This is a genomic window from Myroides odoratimimus (genome assembly GCF_004337635.1).
GTDB lineage: Bacteria > Bacteroidota > Bacteroidia > Flavobacteriales > Flavobacteriaceae > Flavobacterium > Flavobacterium odoratimimum.
The window spans coordinates 529,020-546,847 of sequence record NZ_CP037427.1; the positions used below are offsets into that span (position 1 = coordinate 529,020).

Below are 17,828 nucleotides of genomic sequence, written 5' to 3' on the forward strand. Positions count from 1 at the left end.
TTATAAAGTACCTTATATTAAAGTATCTATAACTTTGCTTAAACGTCCTGTAATTTCTTCGATAGAACCTATTCCATCTACAGCGTAGAATTTATTTTTTGCTTCGTAGAACGCGATAAGAGGAGCTGTCTTCTCATTATACTCTGTATAACGTGTACGAATCTTAGCCTCATCTTGATCATCAGCTCTACCACTAGTCTTACCTCTCTCTAGGATACGTGCTACTAATACATCATCATCAGCCTCTAAACCTACAGTTCCTGCAAAAGTGATTCCTTTCTCATTCAATAGTTTTTCTAATGCTTCAGCTTGAGCGATTGTACGAGGAAAACCATCGAATAAGAATCCTGATTTATCCATATTCTTGCTCACCTCTTCTGCCAACATATTAATTGTAACACTGTCCGGAACTAGTTCTCCTTGATCCATATATACTTTAGCTTGTTTACCTAGCTCAGTATCGTTTTTTAAGTTAAAACGGAATACATCTCCTGTAGAGATATGTGTTAAATTATACTTTTCTTTTAAAAACTCAGCCTGTGTACCTTTCCCAGCACCTGGTTTTCCAAATAAAACTATTGCAATCATTATTTATTGTTTATTCTGTTAGTCTAATCTTTATTCTTTAATTTGGTATATCTCTGGTATATTTCTACCGTACTTATCATAGTCCATTCCATATCCTACGATAAACTTATTCTCAATCTCAAAAGCTACATAATCTAAATGAATATCTTTCGTATAAGCCTCTGGTTTTAAACATAACGTACATATACGTACTTCACTAGGTTTATGTTGATCAAATAATTTCTTTAACGCTACTAGTGTATTCCCAGTATCTACGATATCTTCTATAATAACTACTCTTCTATCAGTAACATCTATATCAAGTCCTAATAACTGATTAACTTGATTAGTTGATTGAGTTCCTATATATGAAGCCATTTTAACGAAACTCATTTCACATGAGCCTTTATAATGCTTCACCAAATCAGAAATAACCATAAACGAACCGTTTAGAACCCCTATAAATACAGGAACATCTCCGTTCATATCCATTTCTATTTGTTCTGCGATTTCACGCAATCTAGTATCAATCTGTTCCCTAGAAATAAAAGGAACAAACACTTTATCCAATACTTGTATTTCCATTGTGTCGAAGTTGTTCGTAATTTGCAAATATACAAAAAGAATACAGGTTTATTCGTTTCTATGCAAAGGATTTAACCTAAATAACCAAAAAATAAACCTCAATAATTTACTTTTTGGCCATTTGTTTTTAAAAACAAAAAACGTAGCGCTATTACACGCTACGTCTAAAACAAACTAATTCAATCTAACTCTAAAACCAAAGTTTATAGTTCTATCGTTGAGATTATTTTCACTACTTAAAACGTAATTTCAATTTTAATGAGCCAATTCACAACTCATAACCTACCAAATATAAGTTAATTTTTTTAACTAAAAAATATTTATTTAATATTTTATTACCATACTGAAATCAAAAATAACCAATCAATACCCCATAAAACTACAACCATCATCAAACAAACAACATATTAACTAAAAATTAATCACAAAAACCTCCTTTATTAACTATACAAATAACACTTCTTTAAAAAACTTTTCACACTATTTCTTACGAGAATATAATTCTATTCTTATCAAACTCTCATTATCTCTTCTACGATAGCTTGTCATACTTAGATATAGCGGATAAAACTCTTACTTCCACATAAAAAATATCTCAATCCATCATTAATACATTCATACCCTTTGAACTATTCCTCTATTCTCCATTCATATATACCTTGATCAGTAAGTGATATCAATCTGCTCGGGTAGTGATAGGCTATTTTTGGTACTTTCAAGCCGACCAAATGCCTATCACTAGCCGACCACATGCCGACCACCTCTCCCAAAAAGGTAAAAAAGACACATCTTCCCCTATAATCTTTACACCTATATTATATATCACCTCCATCCAATAACATACTCTAGATAACCAGACTAAGCTCTTCAAAATCATTTTTAAATAGAATAAGCACTTTCCAAAATCAATGTTCATTACATCTTACCCTTAAATATAAAACCAAACTAGGCATGAGGTGAATTTTAGACTTACTCTTTTATATTTTTAAATTATCTTTGCTCAATAACAATACAACTACACAATGAATTACTTTTCTACTGATTTCCGTTTGGGAATATTAGGAGGAGGTCAATTAGGTAAAATGCTCCTATATGACACTCGTAAATTTGACATCGCTACCAATGTACTAGACCCTAGTAAAGATGCCCCTTCTCAGTATGGAGCACATCAGTTCTTCCAAGGGGATTTAATGGATTTTGAAACTGTTTATCGCTTTGGTAAAACAGTAGATGTCTTAACGATCGAAATAGAAAATGTCAACTTAGACGCACTAGATAAGTTAGAAGAAGAAGGGCTTAAAGTATTCCCTTCTCCTAAGACACTTCGATTAATCCAAAATAAAGGAAATCAAAAAGATTTCTATACTACTCATAATATCCCAACTGCTCCTTATAAGAGATTCTCTGATATAGAAGCTCTAAAAACAGCAGCTACAGCTAATGAAGTAACGATGCCATTCGTATGGAAGTCAGCTCAGTTTGGGTATGATGGTAATGGAGTAAAAGTAGTTCGCACGATTACTGACTTAGATGCACTACCTAATGTAGAGTGTATCGCTGAAGTGATGGTTCCTTTTAAAAATGAATTAGCTGTTATCGTAGCTCGTTCTGCTTCTGGAGAAATCAAAACATACCCTGTAGTAGAAATGGAGTTCCACCCAGAGGCTAACCAAGTAGAATATGTGATTTGTCCTGCGCGTATCGATAGCGCTGTAGCAGATAAGGCAAGAGCTATCGCTCTTCAAGTTTCTGAAAAATTTAATCATGTAGGTTTATTGGCTGTGGAGATGTTCCAAACGCAAGATGACGATGTACTAGTGAATGAAGTGGCTCCTCGTCCTCATAACTCTGGACACTACTCTATAGAGGCAAGCTATACTTCTCAGTTCGAACAACACATCCGTGCTATTCTAGATTTGCCTTTAGGGAATACAGATAGCAAAGTGGCTGGTATCATGGTAAACTTAGTAGGTGCTGAAGGCTATACGGGTCAAGTGTACTATGAAGGAATGGAAGATATCTTAGCGATAGAAGGTGTGACTCCTCATATCTATGGTAAACGCGAGACTCGTCCTTTTAGAAAAATGGGACATGTAACAATCGTGAATAGCGATATGGTTAAAGCTAGAGAAATAGCTCAGCAAGTAAAAGAAACTATTAAAGTAATCAGCAAATAAATCTTATGAAAATAGCAGTAGTAATGGGCAGCACATCTGATATGCCTGTAATGCAAGATGCAATCAATATTATTAAAGAATTTGGTGTAGAGGTAGAAGTGGATATCGTATCTGCTCACAGAACACCTGAGAAACTAGTAGACTTCTCTTCTAATGCTCATAAGCGTGGTATCAATGTGATCATCGCAGGAGCAGGAGGAGCAGCACACTTACCTGGTATGGTAGCTTCTATGTCTCCACTTCCTGTGATCGGAGTACCTGTTAAATCTAGCAACTCTATCGATGGATGGGACAGTGTACTATCTATCTTACAGATGCCTGGTGGTGTACCTGTAGCTACAGTAGCCCTTAATGGTGCTAAAAATGCAGGTCTTCTAGCGATACAGATATTAGGTAGTCAAAACGAGGACCTTCGCAATAAGATGGTAGACTATAAAAATGGATTAAGAGAAGCGGTGCTTAAAGCAGCAACTGAAATAAAAGGTCTTTAGACCTTTTATTTAAATTAAAAATTAAGAATCATCACCCTACGGGTGAGGGATGACTCAGCAACTTAAATATAACCGAAATATAGAGTAAGTATATTGCTTCATATTTCGGTTATTATTACTTTAAAACCTATAACTACCTTGTTACTTTATGAAGCAAGAAAATATAATACAGACTAAAACTTATGATTTTGCTATAAGAACCATCCGCCTATATAAACATCTATCTGCGACTAAAAAAGCATATGTACTAAGCAAACAACTTCTTCGTTCTGGTACTTCTATAGGTGCTAATGTTGAAGAAGCCCTTGGTGCACAGACAGAAAAAGACTTCTACGCTAAATTATCTATTGCTTATAAAGAAGCTCGTGAAACTCATTACTGGATTAGATTATTAGCAGACACAGACTTTTTGACTATTCGTGAGAAAAACAGCTTACTTCAGGATTTAGATGAGATTCTAAAAATCATTGGTAGTATCAGAATTACTATACAAAATAAAGAAAGAGTTACACAGAATAAATAGGTATTTAAGCACTTTCTTAATTCTTAATTCTTAATTTGAAATTCGTAATTAAAGAAACAGGCTGTGTTGGCATGCTGTTAATATATCTCTGACGATTCTACTTATAGGAGAGCTATTATTCACTCCGTACATCCCAAGATAAGGTAAATGCTGTATCACCTCATCTCTCCCTTGATACACCACTTCTTTACACAGTTTATCTATAGTATTACACTCTTCTTCTGTCAGTTCAATACCTTCTTGTACTTTCTGCCATGTAGTAGATGCTAAATCATAAAAAGCTTCTCTACGCGTGTGATATGCTGTCTGTAGCTTCACTAACAATTCTGTTTGGAACTGTTCATAAACACCTCCTTTGAGTTTATTAAAATATACCTCTACTTCTTGTAGAAAGTGGTATTGCATTCCCAACTGATTCACAGCTAATGTAAACTTCGCAAACGGATAAAAAGGAAACTTATAAAGTGGGGTGTCGATAGTACATGCCTCACTCGTGATACTAAAGCTACGTGATTTAGGTACGCATAATCCTTCTGCCACGATAGAATGACTCCCTGTAGCTCTTAGTCCTAAGGTATCCCAACTGTTCTTAGTGGTTACTTCAGAAGGCAAAAAGAAAAATGACTTATACACAGGTCTTCCTTCTGCATCATACTGCAATTCCCCATTGACTTCAAGATGACAATTCGCTGTAAAAACTGTACAATGCTGTAGTCCTGTAACGATATCCCAAGTCCCATTGATAAGGTAATATTCTCCTTCTTCTCTTGCTACTCCACTTACCTTACCACTACCTCCAAAACACACCTTAGCGTCTTGAAAGACTTTATTACTTTCATTAGGATCTAAAAAGCCTACAAACATATTAGCTCCTGCACATAGCGTCACTGTCCATCCTAAACTCCCATCTATAGTAGCTAATTGCTCTTCTACCCTTAGTGCATCTATAAAGTCTAGTTCTAATCCATTATATTGTTTAGGCACAAATAGGTTGAATAAATTGTTTCTATACAGCACTTCTAGTTGTTCTGTTGTTAGATGACCTAATTGTTCTGCTGTAGTTATATTGTCTTTAAGTATTTGCACATCGGCATCACTTAGATACTGTCTCATAATATGTTGTTTTGTCAACAACAAAGCTACCGCATTAAAACACTTTAAACAAAAAAGACCTCATCAGTAATACTGATGAGATCTCTTCAAATTGCTCTATTTTTCTCTATTCTAAATTTTCTGGTAATAATAAACTAAACTGACTCGCTGTGAGAATATCTCCTATGATACGGTTCATCTCTGTAGTATAATTCATCGCTCCCATACCTAAATAAGGCACGACTTTCAGAACAGCATTACGTCCTTTATAGACTAGACCTTTGCACATCTTCTCAATATCAGCAGTAGTCTGCTCTGTTAACTTCCCATTTAATGCTATCTCATCACTAGAGGACTGAGCTAATCGATAGAAGGCTGCTCTTCTCTCAAGGAATTTCTCTTCATATTGATAGAACAATTCATCTTTAAACTCAAAATATTTATTATACAACTCTCCTGTAAAGTACTTTCTTAGTTCATCCATAAAATGCTCTTGCATGCCCAAATGATTTGCAGTCAAGGTTAACAATGCAAACGACATAAAGGGATAGTGATAGATCTGTTCGTTGATAACAGGATGATTACTATCTATCTCAAAAGCACGATTACTACTTACCCTAAAGTCTTTGATATTGACGCTGTGGCTCGCAGTAGCTTTTAACCCGACAGACTGCCAATCTTCAATAACATTAATCTCCTTAGGAAAGAAGAAAAACGTTTTAAAATAAGGCGAACCATCTTCCTTATAAAGCAATTCTCCTTTTTCTTCAATATGACAGTTCAAGGTCAATACAGTACAATGTGGTAATCCGACGATATAATCCCAAGTACCATTCACTATATACCCATCTCTGGATACCTTAGCGATACCATCTATCTGTCCACTTCCTCCAAAACATACTTTAGGGTCTTGGAAAATCATTTTGGCAAGAAAGCTTTCTAAATATCCTACGAACATATTAGCACCAGCACACATGGTCACTGTCCACCCTAGACTACCATCTATTCTAGCCAACTGTTCTTCCACCTGTAAAGCTTCAATCAAACTAACTCCTAGGCCTCCTAAATATTCAGGCACAAACATATTAAACAACTTATTATCATAGATAACTTGTAGTTGCTTATCCGTTAATGTACCTAATCTAATAGCTTCATTTACTTCACTTCTCAGAATGTCTACATCCTTTGATGATATTTCCATCATAACATATTGATTAATTATCTATTATAACAAACATATTAATTTAAAAATTGATTAATATGTGATTATTCACACCTAGTGCAAAAAACATTCCAATATTATTAACTAACCATTATTTAAAAAAAACTTACTTTTATAGTATAAAAATAAATTAGAAAATATGTCGGCATTGAACAATCCATTTAACACCGTTCATGGTACAGCACCATTTACTCAAATTAAAACGGAAGACTATATACCTGCTTTCAAAAAAGCAATACAAGATACAAAAGCAGAGATAGACACTATTACGGCTAACGTTGCAACACCTACCTTTGAGAATACACTAGAGGCATTAGCCTACTCAGGGATGGAATTAGATGTATTGTCTAATATCTTCTTTAACCTGAACTCTGCAGAGACCAACGATGAGATGCAGAAAATAGCACAAGAGGTAGCTCCTATGTTATCTGCATTAGGCAATGATATCTCTTTAAACGAAGAGTTATTTAAACGTGTAAAAGCAGTTTATGAGCAAAAGGAGACACTGAACCTTACTATAGAACAAGAAACCTTATTGACAAAGAATTATAAAAGCTTTGTCCGCAATGGTGCATTGTTATCAGAAGATAAAAAAGAAAGATTAAGAGCAATAGATGCAGAACTGTCTACTACAGCCCTAAAGTTTGGAGAAAACGTATTAGCAGAAACACATAAATACCAACTGCACATCACTGAGGAGAAAGACTTAGCTGGTCTTCCTGAAGGCGCTATAGAAGAGGCAAGAGCTTTAGCAGAACAAGAAGGTAAAGAGGGATGGATATTCACATTAGACTATCCTAGTTATATCCCTTTTATGACCTATGCTGATAATCGTGAGTTGCGTAAAGAGATGGCTATCGCTTCAGGTAAAAAAGCCTTTCAAGATAATGAGCACAACAATGAAGCTAATGTCTTAAAGATCGTAAACCTACGTCATGAGAGAGCTAATCTATTGGGATATGCTACACATGCTCACTTCGTATTAGAAGAGCGTATGGCACAAAGCCCAGATAAAGTTAGTGCTTTCTTAGAGGAGCTATTAGCAAAGGCTAAGCCTGCTGCAGATAAAGAGTTTGCCGAATTAACTGCTTTTGCTCAAAAAACAGACAAAGTAGATGTGTTAGAGAAATGGGATGGTTCATACTACTCTGAGAAGTTAAAACAAGAGCGCTTTAGCTTAGATGATGAATTACTTAAACCATACTTCCAGTTAGAGAATGTATTAGACGGTGCTTACCAAGTAGCAAATAAGCTATACGGATTAGTTTTTACAGAAGTACAGACTATAGAGAAGTATCATGCAGATGTACGTACATTTGAGGTAACGAACGAACAAGGGGACTTCATAGCGGTATTCTATACTGACTTCTTCCCACGTAAAGGAAAGAGAAATGGTGCATGGATGACTTCATTCAAAAACCAATATATCAAAGATGGTATCAATGAAAGACCACATATCTCTATCGTATGTAACTTCACTAAGCCAACGGCGACTAAGCCATCGTTACTTACCTTTAACGAAGTGACTACTCTATTCCACGAGTTTGGGCATGCACTACACGGCATGTTAGCAAATACCACTTACCCATCTCTATCAGGAACTAATGTATATTGGGACTTCGTAGAGTTGCCTAGCCAAGTGATGGAGAACTGGTGTTATGAGAAAGAAGCTTTAGAGCTATTCGCTAAACACTATCAGACAGGAGAGACTATCCCTATGGAATTAGTAGAAAAAATCAAAGAGAGTGCGAGCTTCTTAGAGGGGATAGCTACTGTACGTCAGTTGAGCTTCGGTTTATTAGATATGGGATGGCATGGTCAAGACCCTACTACTATCACGAGTCTAAAAGACTTCGAAACAAAACAATTTGCCTCTACTCAACAATATCCTGATGTAAAAGAAAATGCAATGAGTACTTCATTCTCTCATATCTTCCAAGGTGGTTACTCATCTGGATACTACAGTTATAAATGGGCAGAGGTATTGGATGCTGATGCATTTGCTTACTTTAAAGCTAATGGTATCTTCAATAAAGAAGTAGCTACTAAGTTTAAAGATTATGTGTTGTCTCAGGGAGGTACTGATCACCCAATGACATTATACAAAAAATTCAGAGGTCAAGAACCTACTCCGGATGCTTTATTAAAAAGAGCGGGATTGTTATAGGTTAACGATGGACGGTTTACAGTTAATAGCTGTAGACCGTTTAGCTGTTAGCTACATTATATTATCTATGAACAAAATTCCTTTCACTAATAACAAGACAAAGAATATCACACTTAAAAAAGGAGACTACCTCTTTCAAGCAGGTGATGTAAATACATTATTATATTATGTTGTTAGTGGATGTATACAACTCTATATCTTAGATCAAAGTGAGGAACGTATCATTCGCTTCGGATATAAAGGAAGTACAATCTGTGCTTTAGACAGTTTAATTACTCAACAGCCTACTATCTATTACTTACAAGCCATCAGACAAACAGAAGTCATTATACTATCTTCTGAAGAAACGACTAGATTACTAAACGATATGGAAGGAATAAAGAAACTTATTATTCAGTTTCAAGAAAGAGAAATAGACTTACTAACAGATTCTCCTATTCTTCGATATCAAAGAGTCTTAAAACGATCTCCCCTACTATTTCAAGAAGTTCCACAAAAGTATATTGCTCGTTACTTACGAATGACAGCTGAAACTCTATCTCGACTTAAAAATCTTGATTTGAATCAAGATTTAGATTAATCCTTTACTAGACTTTTGTAGTATAAAATTATTAATGATGACTAACCAACAAGTATTAGATAGATTATGCTTGCTTACAGATAAGCATTTAGAGCAGTTGCAATACATAAAGAGACTTAGTACAGAACAGCTTAACTATAAACCAACAGTAGAATCATGGAATATATTACAGTGTATTGCACATCTTAACTATTACTTTGATTTTTACTTACCTCAATTTAAAAGTGCAATGAATGGTAAAAAGAGAGAACAGCTACTATTTAAATCAGGAGTGATAGGTAAGTACTTTGCCAATATATTATTATACAAAGAGAATCAAAAGCCTATTAAAAGCCCTAAACAGACTAATCCAATAGATAAGATCATCTCTAAAGATGTAATTATCACCTTTGAAGCCAACTTGATTGCTCTGAAAGATATTATAAAAAAAATGCCACAAGAAGTAGTAAACAATAGAGCGATTGTAACGATGTTTTCTAATTGGTACAAACTCAATGTAGGAGATAGCTTGCGCATTGTAGTGTATCACAACGATAGACACTTTCATCAAATACAGAAGTTACTGCCATAAAAACAAAAACTCCCATTGTATTGTTACAATAGGAGTTTTCTTTTAAAGTACATTATTCATTATAAAAAACACTCTTCACTATAAGTATAAGCATCTAGTGTAACAGGTATTTTATTAGCCTCTTTAAGATCATGTTGTACCTCATTGTAACGCTCGATATCAGCATCCGCTTTAGGATCCTTTATACTCTCTAATATTGCATTGATACGGTCAAACTCGCGTTGTTGATCAGCTTTAAGATATCCTTCTGCTACTTTACATACTTCTTTAAAAGTTTTACCTTCTACTTCTTTTAAGAAAGCTGCATCTGTCTTATCATGATCTATTCCCTCATCTTCTGTATAGATGACATTCATATTTCCGATGATTTGTATTGCCTTTTGAAGACGCAATTGATCTGCATCTCCTAAAGTTACCATCATCTTATCTTCAGAATCCATATAGGCATCCATATTGTCTGCGGCTAACTTTAAGTCAGCTGTCTCTGGCTGTATTTGAGGAGTCACGATTTGAGTCTCTTCTACTACTTCTGTTTGCACCTCTTTATCCTTGCAACTAACCGTCAAAAGTGCTAGTGCAAATAATGTAATCCCTACTTTTTTCATACCTATCGATTAATATGACAAATGTAAAAACATACCTAGTCAATATGCAATAGCCATAAACAGCTATTTTACATCCACAAAAAAAGGGAGAGGCAATCACTACCTCTCCCTTCACCAAAACAAAACCACTATAAAAATATAGTCTCCTTACTTATTATGAAATTTATTATTATGCTAGATCTCCAAACTTCCCAGAGTTAAAGTCATCTACTGCTTGTACTAACTCATCTGTTGTATTCATTACGAATGGTCCATAATGTGCTATTGGTTCATTTAAAGGTTCTCCTGAGATTACTAAGACTACAGCATCTTTAGTAACTTCTACTGTAAACTCTTCTCCTTCTCTCTCCATGTGAGCCACATGATCTGTAGCTACTACTGTTCCATTTACTTTTACTTCACCTTCTAATACTAACAATAAGGTAGTATACCCTGAAGGAAAGCTAAAGTTAGTACTTGTACCTACTTTTGCTTTTAAATTGTACATGTGAATAGGCGAGAATGTAGAAGCTGTTCCTTTAGTCCCATTATAATCTCCTGCTATCACTTCTATTATTCCCTCTCCATTAGACAATGTATATTTTGCCATTTTATCATGTTCTATTGCTTGATACTTAGCAGGTCCTTTCTTATCTTCTCTCTTTAAGTTCACCCATAACTGTACCATTTGAAACTCACCACCTGTTTTACTCCATTCCGTTTCATGAAACTCTTTGTGTAAAACTCCAGACGCTGCAGTCATCCACTGTACATCACCTTCTCCTATGATACCTCCACCTCCGCTACTATCTCCATGTTCTACACGTCCTTTATACGCTATTGTTACAGTCTCAAATCCTTTATGCGGGTGAACTCCTACACCTCTTGGGATTTCTGAAGGCCCAAATGTGTATTTAGAATTATAATCAAACATGATGAAAGGATCCATCTGTTGCATATTCATATTAGGCATACTTGGAATAAAGTTGTGCACTCTAAAACCATCTCCTACAAAGTGTGCTGGTTGTGGTTTTACTACTTGTTTAATATTTCTTGTTTTCATATCTCTTTGTTTTTTGTATTACAAATTTACAACCTCATCACCCCTTAAACACTTAACCTACAACAAGAAGTATACCTCATAAAAAAGGAGGTTTACCTCAGCAAACCTCCTTCTGTTTATTTATCTAGCTACACTAGTTCTTAATCTCTACTCTGATGCCTTCACTATGAGCACTTAGCTCTGGTGCGTACATACTCTGCATTGTTGTAATACCATTCGAGAATTGACCACTTACATTAGCTCTTAACTCATACTCGAATACATAACTTCCTTTTCTCAATCTCGATATAAAGAAATTCGTAGATGCGTCCCTCGTTTCTTCATAGTATCCGAACTCTCCTTTCCATCTATACCCTGATAGTACATTCGTAGGTTCAAAGCCACTAGCACGCATATCTTTTAAGTGAACATAGTCCATATTCCTATCTGTACTTATCTCTAAACGTACTGTCACCACATCACCTACTTTAATTGGAGACTCCTTAGTGATCTCACGTAGTACTTGACCTTGCTCTGTATTCGCTTTTATATATAGTTTTTTAGTTAACTTAATACCTGTCTCTGCAGCATTAATAGCACCTAAATCTTCGAAGTACTGCCAGTACATCGCGCCATAAGCAATACCAGGAGAGGTTTTATTTACTTCTACAACACCTTTTTTAGCTGTCAGCTCTGCTTTAGACCAACTCTGTTTAATATAACCACTACCCGCCTGAGCATTTGCTTCTGTATCTATAAGATATCCTCCTACTTTTACTTCAAGACCTTGCTCTGCATCTAACCAAGACTTACCTGTATTTAATAAGGCATATACAGCCTTTGTAGTTGCTTTAGTAGATCTCCATCCAGTAGTTTGTTTATTCTTTAGTAACCAAACTTTCATCTGTTCTATCGCATTAGCGTATCTCTCTTTATTTACCTCGTTGGTAGCTTCTAGAATTGCTACTTGGGTTTCGATAGGAGCCTGATACCATAACCATCCTGCAGTATTATTCTTCCAATACATTCCCATCTCATCAGACTCTACTGCTGTCTCCATAATCCCCTTAACAATACTCTCTGCCTTTTTATCAGAACCAAATCTCTTTGCTATCACAGCTCGTATAGCCTCTTGATAAAGATTATTAGCAGGTTTCTCGCTCTCGATACTTTGACGAATAGCTGTTATCATAGGAGAGTATTTCTCATTGATACCAAAGTCCCCTATAAAATAACTACGTGCATATAGATAGTGTGTACCTAAGCTAGGAACTTTACCTTTTACACCAAACTTCACTTGCTCTTCATAATCTTTATACTGTGCCTGATCCATATACTCTATTGCTCTCTTTAGCATCGAAATATAATTCACATCACTTGCCCAAGGCGCATCCATTGCACCTATGCGTTTCAGATTACCAAAACCTTCTACAATAGTTTGTGTAATATAGTTATCTGATTTACCTCCTTTAAACCAAGAGAATCCTCCATCTTCGTTTTGTTGATCGATTAACTTATCAATATCCGACTGAAGATCATATTGCATTTTATTCAAATCAAACAAGACTGCCATACGCTTCATTTGCTCAGCCTCACTTGTTGCTTCTCTAACCCATGGCGACTCAGCTAACAGCACACTCTTCAACTCTTGATTCTGTTCTAGTTTAGAAGACATTTCTCCTTTTACACTCCATTGATCGAAGACAGTCTTAATCTTAGGATTGTCATTTAATATCTTCGTTGCAACAGCATTAGCAAACACTTTACTAAACACTTGCTCTGAGCTATCATAAGGATATTCTTGTAAGTATGGTAAAGCAAACACAGCATTCCAAATCGGATTAGTCGTTAACTCTAATGTCAGTTTATGATTCTGCAGTGTATTGCTTCTATTCGCTTCATACTCTTTAAACTTGAATATCTTATTCTGTCCTTCTTTGATGTAGATAGGCATCGTCTCTGTTACTAGCATTCTATTAGTCAATACCGGTAGTACAGACTCTTCTCCATCACTATAATTATCTGACACAGCTACTATTCTACACGATACTACATCTACGCTATTCGGAACTTCTATATCCCAATTTACAGCACTTGACTCTTCCTTATTGACAGAGAACTCTCCTGTTTTCTCTACCAACAACTCATTCGTGTAAGCATTAAACAGTTGAAGAGTAGCTTTTCCTTTTCTATTAGTATCAGATAGATTAACTACTTTAGTAGATAACGTTAACTTATCTCCTTGTCGTAAGAAACGAGGTAAGTTAGGCACTACCATTAACTCTTTTTGAGTTACTACTTCTTTTTCTGCATAGTCACTACGCAAATCCTTAGTATGAGCAAAAGCCATAAACTTCCATTTAGTCAAAGCTTCAGGCATTGTGAACTCAAACTTCACATCACCATTCTCATCTGTCTTTAGTGTAGGGTAAAAGAATGCTGTCTCTTGTAAGTTTTTACGAATAGTCGGCGCAGGGGCATCAGCTTTTTCTACACTGTTACCACCACTACTTACGTCCTTAGACTCAATCATAGGAGCACTTTCTTTAAACTCCTCTTGAGATGAAAGTTTAAGAGCAACAATATTTTCAGCCATTGCATCTCCACTCGTAGCACTCACCTTACTCATCCCTCTCACTCGCATTGTTCCAGAACCAATTCTAACTTTAGGTTGGAAGTTTAAGCCGTAAGTATTAAATACGATTGGTCTATCTATTATAAACTTAGTATAATCAACTGTCTCACTTGCTAATGAATTAAAGTAACTTATTCCCTTGATATTACTAAAATCATACATACTAAATGAAGGTCTGTTGTAATAATGTACAGGAACCTTAAGAGTAGTATTTAGACTATGTGATACGAACTGATCTAAAGAAGCATCATACATAGTAGCCAATATTTCAGATACCACTTGCTCCTTCTCCTTCCCTTTTACTCTTAAAGACCACTTTTCTTTAGCTCCTGGTTCTACCTTATCTCTAAAAGACTCAATAACTAAAGACAGTTTACTCTCTTCTCCTTTTAGAGCAACACTAGCCGCATCTTGTGCTACTATATTGTGCTTTAATGCTAAGGCATAAACATCTACTACCTTATAATCCTGTTTAATAGGAATATCTATTGACGAACCTCTCTTATTGATCTTCATCACTTTTTGATAAACCTGTTTACCGTTTGCTTTTACTTCTACGAATGCATACGTATTATTCTCAGCACTGCGTATCTCTACACTAGCCTTATCTCCTACTTTATATACTTTGTCCTCTGCTTTTAATTCTACTAAGACCTTTGATGGCTCTTTTGACTCCTCATTTCTTAATGTAAAACGTTTCTCTATCTCATTCTTCTCACCGTTCTCGTATACATATCCCTTAACGATATACGCACCCGAAGACAATTGTTTAGCTCCCTTAAATACCACCTCTTTTGTATCTGCTGTATTAAATGATGTACTAAACACAGAATTACCTATTCCCCATTGCGCAGTATCTTTCTCATCTCCGTAATCTAAATGAGGGAATAGAGAGACAAACTCATTGTAATCATACAACTTATAATCTCCTTTATCTAAACCAAAATTATCAGAGATACGCTCAGGATTAGGAGCTAAAAGAGGAAATATACTTAACTCCCCTTGAGAAGCATAGTCTATCCCATTTAAGTTCTTCGTACTAATCGTAAACTTACTCAAATCCTTTACTGTAGAAATAAAAGGAAGATTAACAGCTAACTCTATATTCTTCTCTCCTACTACAACATCTATACTACTGCTATGTGTTTCTCCATTCTGGTCTATTACATCTGCATAGACAAAATAAGTAAAGGTACGAGGCAGCTTACTTTCTTTTTCTTCTTTAGGCAACGCCTTAAAGCTGATAGTAAACTTTCCTTTCTCATCCGTTATTGTCTCTCCCTGAATCATTGTCTCAGGATTCAGATATCTACTTGGGTAGTAAGGTCCACATATCCAATAAGGCCATATCTCTTGTCGTTCTACTCTATAGACTACTTTTGCCTTATCTATATTAGCCCCTAAGAAAGCCTTTGCATTTCCTTCTACTATTACCTCCTCATTTAACTTATAGATTTCTTTAGGTTTTTCGAACTCTACTTCAAATTTCGGACGCTTATACTCTTCTACTGATAGATGACTCCATCCTACAGTCTCCTCTCCTAATATGACTTCAACACTATAATTACCTAATCTACCTACAGATGGTAATACAAACTGTCCACTCACAGAACCAAACTCATTGGTCATCAGTTTTTTTGTAGTCAATTCCTTTCCATTAGGATCATATAGCTTTATAGATACTTGTGCCTTAGCTACGACTTGCTCACTTAGCTTACTCTTTTTAGAAACTATAGATTTAAAATATAAGACTTGTCCAGGTCTATAGATACCTCTATCTGTTAGTACAGTCGCTTTATACTGTACATTATCTTCTTTTTCTTCTTGCTGATAACGATTGTATACATAAGAAGAATAATATACCTCTTCCCCTTTTATATTAGCATAGAGATATCGATCAGATTTAGCAAAATCAAGATTAGCCTCTCCATTCGAATCTGTCGTTATCACCGTTTCCCAATAATTACTATTAGTTCGCTTCTCATCTTCATTAGCGATGTGAATACTAATATTGCTTAATGGCTTACCTGTTCTTCTATTATAAGCACGTAATTTCCCTTCGTTTATTTCTATAATATTAGGTGTCACATTGACTAGGCTCACTTGTACATCCGACTCCCCTTCTTTAATCTGATCAAAAGGCACATTAGAAAATGCTATAAAGTATCTACCTGCCTCTAACGGATGTAATGCTACCACAGTCTTGTGCATTTCATAATCAGTGAAGGTACTCAACTGCAATGCATAAGTATCTATAGAAGTATATTCCTTATCTAATCTGTTATATGCCTCTATCCCCTTATGAAAGGGTACATTGTTACTTCTCTTAGCCTGGTTGTTCTTATACACGCGCACATATACCTTATCCCCATTCTGATGTCCTATGCTCACAGGTATAGCCTGCTTATCTAGCACATACTTATTGATATTATAAGTGTATTGTTTGCGTTCTGTATACTTCTTCAGTGCACTTAAGTTCTCGGCCGTCTTGGTATTAGGAAATAACTTTAAAGCCTTATCTATTAGAGCTACTAGTTCTACTCCATTTAGATAATTAGCATACCCCTCATACACAAGAGGCTCATTAGGATACGCTGCTAATAGGTTTTCAAACTTCTCTTTGCGATGCTCAATAGATTCTATAGTAGCCGCTAGATACATCTCTATATACACATAGAGTGTAGCATCATTCTTAGCTTTTATATCTTTTAGGATAACCGCTTTTAACTCTTGCTTTTTTTGTTCTAACGCTCTGCGTTCTTCATCTGACAAATCAAATGAATTATACTGTAGATTATCTAAATAATTTAGACGCAATGCATCATAAACTGTAAGTTTAGCTCTACTAGCACCTAACTTAGAAGCATTAGAGCTAAACATATCTCCCCAGTTATCGATAGACTCCCCTTGCTCTTTAGCAGCTAGAGAAAGACCACTTTGATAATACTTTTCTATTTCTTTTTTAAACTCATCAGCTGTCCAATAGGCTATACCAGAAGCAGTACTTTGTTCTAATGTTGTTCTATTCCTAAGTTTATATCTATTAGCAGAGTAATACAGCTTAAATATCTCAGCTATATAGGTATCTATAATAGCCTTTGTAGCACCTTTAGCATTTCTTCTTTCTTCAGCGAATTGTTTAATAATGATATTGATATCATACTTATCATCTTCACTTACTAAGATGTTTACTCTTGCCTCATAGAACATCGCTTTTATCATACTAGGATAGTCATTATGCCTTTTAGACAACTTCTTTACTTCTTGTATATTGGGCAACATGCTCTTTACCTCAGCATTCTCTTCTTGTTTCTGAATAATGTTCCACAACTCCTGTATTCTCCCATTCGAACTTTGTCCAAAGCCGATTATCGGAGCAAGAATCATAAGATACAAACCTAACTTCTTCATAGTTTTATAATTGAATCCTTAAAGATAGAGTTTTTATAAATTACTTCTAAAAACTTGTACAGTAAATGATGTAAAATAGTCATTATCCTTTCATTAAATAACACCTAGAGTTCACCTTTTCATAAACGTTTATGTAACTTATACTTCACAAATGCATAATGCGAATAACTTGTATAATACA

The 17,828-nt window shown here is 35.3% G+C and carries 13 protein-coding genes; 6 read left to right on the forward strand and 7 right to left on the reverse strand.

Annotated elements, in window-relative coordinates; translation table 11 throughout:
• Nucleotides 1–12: 12 nt before the first annotated feature.
• The gene (locus E0Z07_RS18170; protein ID WP_006259519.1) at nucleotides 13–588 is read right to left on the reverse strand and encodes an adenylate kinase; all 576 of its coding nucleotides are present in this window, start codon (nucleotides 586–588) and stop codon (nucleotides 13–15) included.
• A 30-nt stretch (nucleotides 589–618) separates the two neighbouring features.
• A complete protein-coding gene (gene hpt, locus E0Z07_RS18175; protein WP_006259520.1) occupies nucleotides 619–1,152 on the reverse strand; it encodes a hypoxanthine phosphoribosyltransferase in 534 nt (177 codons plus the stop codon).
• A 1,022-nt stretch (nucleotides 1,153–2,174) separates the two neighbouring features.
• On the opposite strand from hpt, the gene E0Z07_RS02600 reads away from it, so the two are divergent.
• The 3 genes from E0Z07_RS02600 (at nucleotide 2,175) to E0Z07_RS02610 (ending at nucleotide 4,343) form a co-directional block, all read left to right on the forward strand.
• The gene (locus E0Z07_RS02600; protein WP_006262083.1) at nucleotides 2,175–3,329 is read left to right on the forward strand and encodes a 5-(carboxyamino)imidazole ribonucleotide synthase; all 1,155 of its coding nucleotides are present in this window, start codon (nucleotides 2,175–2,177) and stop codon (nucleotides 3,327–3,329) included.
• A gap of 5 nt (nucleotides 3,330–3,334) precedes the next feature.
• Nucleotides 3,335–3,820 carry a 5-(carboxyamino)imidazole ribonucleotide mutase gene (gene purE / locus E0Z07_RS02605; RefSeq protein WP_006264727.1) on the forward strand — a complete coding sequence of 162 codons (486 nt, stop codon included), beginning with the start codon at nucleotides 3,335–3,337 and terminating at the stop codon, nucleotides 3,818–3,820.
• 148 nt (nucleotides 3,821–3,968) lie between these two features.
• Nucleotides 3,969–4,343: a four helix bundle protein gene (locus E0Z07_RS02610; RefSeq protein WP_006264726.1), complete on the forward strand. Its 375-nt coding sequence runs from the start codon at nucleotides 3,969–3,971 to the stop codon at nucleotides 4,341–4,343.
• A gap of 48 nt (nucleotides 4,344–4,391) precedes the next feature.
• Here the strand turns inward: E0Z07_RS02610 and E0Z07_RS02615 are convergent, their stop codons facing one another.
• Both E0Z07_RS02615 and E0Z07_RS02620 read right to left on the reverse strand, forming a co-directional pair.
• Nucleotides 4,392–5,456: an acyl-CoA dehydrogenase family protein gene (locus E0Z07_RS02615; RefSeq protein WP_006264725.1), complete on the reverse strand. Its 1,065-nt coding sequence runs from the start codon at nucleotides 5,454–5,456 to the stop codon at nucleotides 4,392–4,394.
• Between the two features lie 106 nt (nucleotides 5,457–5,562).
• Complete coding sequence (locus tag E0Z07_RS02620; RefSeq protein WP_006259527.1) at nucleotides 5,563–6,639, reverse strand: acyl-CoA dehydrogenase family protein; 1,077 nt, start codon at nucleotides 6,637–6,639, stop codon at nucleotides 5,563–5,565.
• A 157-nt stretch (nucleotides 6,640–6,796) separates the two neighbouring features.
• Between E0Z07_RS02620 and E0Z07_RS02625 the strand changes: the two genes are divergently transcribed.
• Genes E0Z07_RS02625 through E0Z07_RS02635 form a run of 3 tightly spaced genes read left to right on the forward strand, consistent with a single transcriptional unit; the run spans nucleotide 6,797 to nucleotide 9,975 of the window.
• Entirely contained in the window at nucleotides 6,797–8,824 is a 2,028-nt protein-coding gene (locus E0Z07_RS02625) for a M3 family metallopeptidase (RefSeq protein ID WP_131540192.1), read from the forward strand.
• 7 nt (nucleotides 8,825–8,831) lie between these two features.
• A complete protein-coding gene (locus E0Z07_RS02630) occupies nucleotides 8,832–9,404 on the forward strand; it encodes a Crp/Fnr family transcriptional regulator (protein WP_225581499.1) in 573 nt (190 codons plus the stop codon).
• A gap of 34 nt (nucleotides 9,405–9,438) precedes the next feature.
• Nucleotides 9,439–9,975: a DinB family protein gene (locus E0Z07_RS02635; RefSeq protein WP_006259530.1), complete on the forward strand. Its 537-nt coding sequence runs from the start codon at nucleotides 9,439–9,441 to the stop codon at nucleotides 9,973–9,975.
• 59 nt (nucleotides 9,976–10,034) lie between these two features.
• On the opposite strand, the gene E0Z07_RS02640 is transcribed toward E0Z07_RS02635, so the two are convergent.
• The 3 genes from E0Z07_RS02640 to E0Z07_RS02650 all read right to left on the reverse strand — a co-directional run bounded on the left by E0Z07_RS02640 (nucleotide 10,035) and on the right by E0Z07_RS02650 (nucleotide 17,647).
• A complete protein-coding gene (locus E0Z07_RS02640) occupies nucleotides 10,035–10,580 on the reverse strand; it encodes a hypothetical protein (RefSeq protein WP_006259531.1) in 546 nt (181 codons plus the stop codon).
• Nucleotides 10,581–10,749: 169 nt separating this feature from the next.
• Complete coding sequence (locus tag E0Z07_RS02645; protein ID WP_006264720.1) at nucleotides 10,750–11,622, reverse strand: pirin family protein; 873 nt, start codon at nucleotides 11,620–11,622, stop codon at nucleotides 10,750–10,752.
• A 133-nt stretch (nucleotides 11,623–11,755) separates the two neighbouring features.
• The gene (locus E0Z07_RS02650) at nucleotides 11,756–17,647 is read right to left on the reverse strand and encodes an alpha-2-macroglobulin family protein (protein WP_131540193.1); all 5,892 of its coding nucleotides are present in this window, start codon (nucleotides 17,645–17,647) and stop codon (nucleotides 11,756–11,758) included.
• Nucleotides 17,648–17,828: the final 181 nt, after the last annotated feature.

What these genes read in the sequence shown, in the direction of transcription:
- E0Z07_RS18170 (WP_006259519.1), bottom strand. Translation starts at nt 588, where the DNA reads ATGATTGCAATAGTTTTATTTGGAAAACCAGGTGCTGGGAAAGGTACA.
- E0Z07_RS02645 (WP_006264720.1), bottom strand. Translation starts at nt 11,622, where the DNA reads ATGAAAACAAGAAATATTAAACAAGTAGTAAAACCACAACCAGCACAC.
- E0Z07_RS02625 (WP_131540192.1), top strand. Translation starts at nt 6,797, where the DNA reads ATGTCGGCATTGAACAATCCATTTAACACCGTTCATGGTACAGCACCA.
- E0Z07_RS02630 (WP_225581499.1), top strand. Translation starts at nt 8,832, where the DNA reads ATGGACGGTTTACAGTTAATAGCTGTAGACCGTTTAGCTGTTAGCTAC.
- E0Z07_RS02635 (WP_006259530.1), top strand. Translation starts at nt 9,439, where the DNA reads ATGATGACTAACCAACAAGTATTAGATAGATTATGCTTGCTTACAGAT.
- hpt (WP_006259520.1), bottom strand. Translation starts at nt 1,152, where the DNA reads ATGGAAATACAAGTATTGGATAAAGTGTTTGTTCCTTTTATTTCTAGG.
- E0Z07_RS02620 (WP_006259527.1), bottom strand. Translation starts at nt 6,639, where the DNA reads ATGATGGAAATATCATCAAAGGATGTAGACATTCTGAGAAGTGAAGTA.
- E0Z07_RS02650 (WP_131540193.1), bottom strand. Translation starts at nt 17,647, where the DNA reads ATGAAGAAGTTAGGTTTGTATCTTATGATTCTTGCTCCGATAATCGGC.
- E0Z07_RS02610 (WP_006264726.1), top strand. Translation starts at nt 3,969, where the DNA reads ATGAAGCAAGAAAATATAATACAGACTAAAACTTATGATTTTGCTATA.
- E0Z07_RS02600 (WP_006262083.1), top strand. Translation starts at nt 2,175, where the DNA reads ATGAATTACTTTTCTACTGATTTCCGTTTGGGAATATTAGGAGGAGGT.
- E0Z07_RS02640 (WP_006259531.1), bottom strand. Translation starts at nt 10,580, where the DNA reads ATGAAAAAAGTAGGGATTACATTATTTGCACTAGCACTTTTGACGGTT.
- purE (WP_006264727.1), top strand. Translation starts at nt 3,335, where the DNA reads ATGAAAATAGCAGTAGTAATGGGCAGCACATCTGATATGCCTGTAATG.
- E0Z07_RS02615 (WP_006264725.1), bottom strand. Translation starts at nt 5,456, where the DNA reads ATGAGACAGTATCTAAGTGATGCCGATGTGCAAATACTTAAAGACAAT.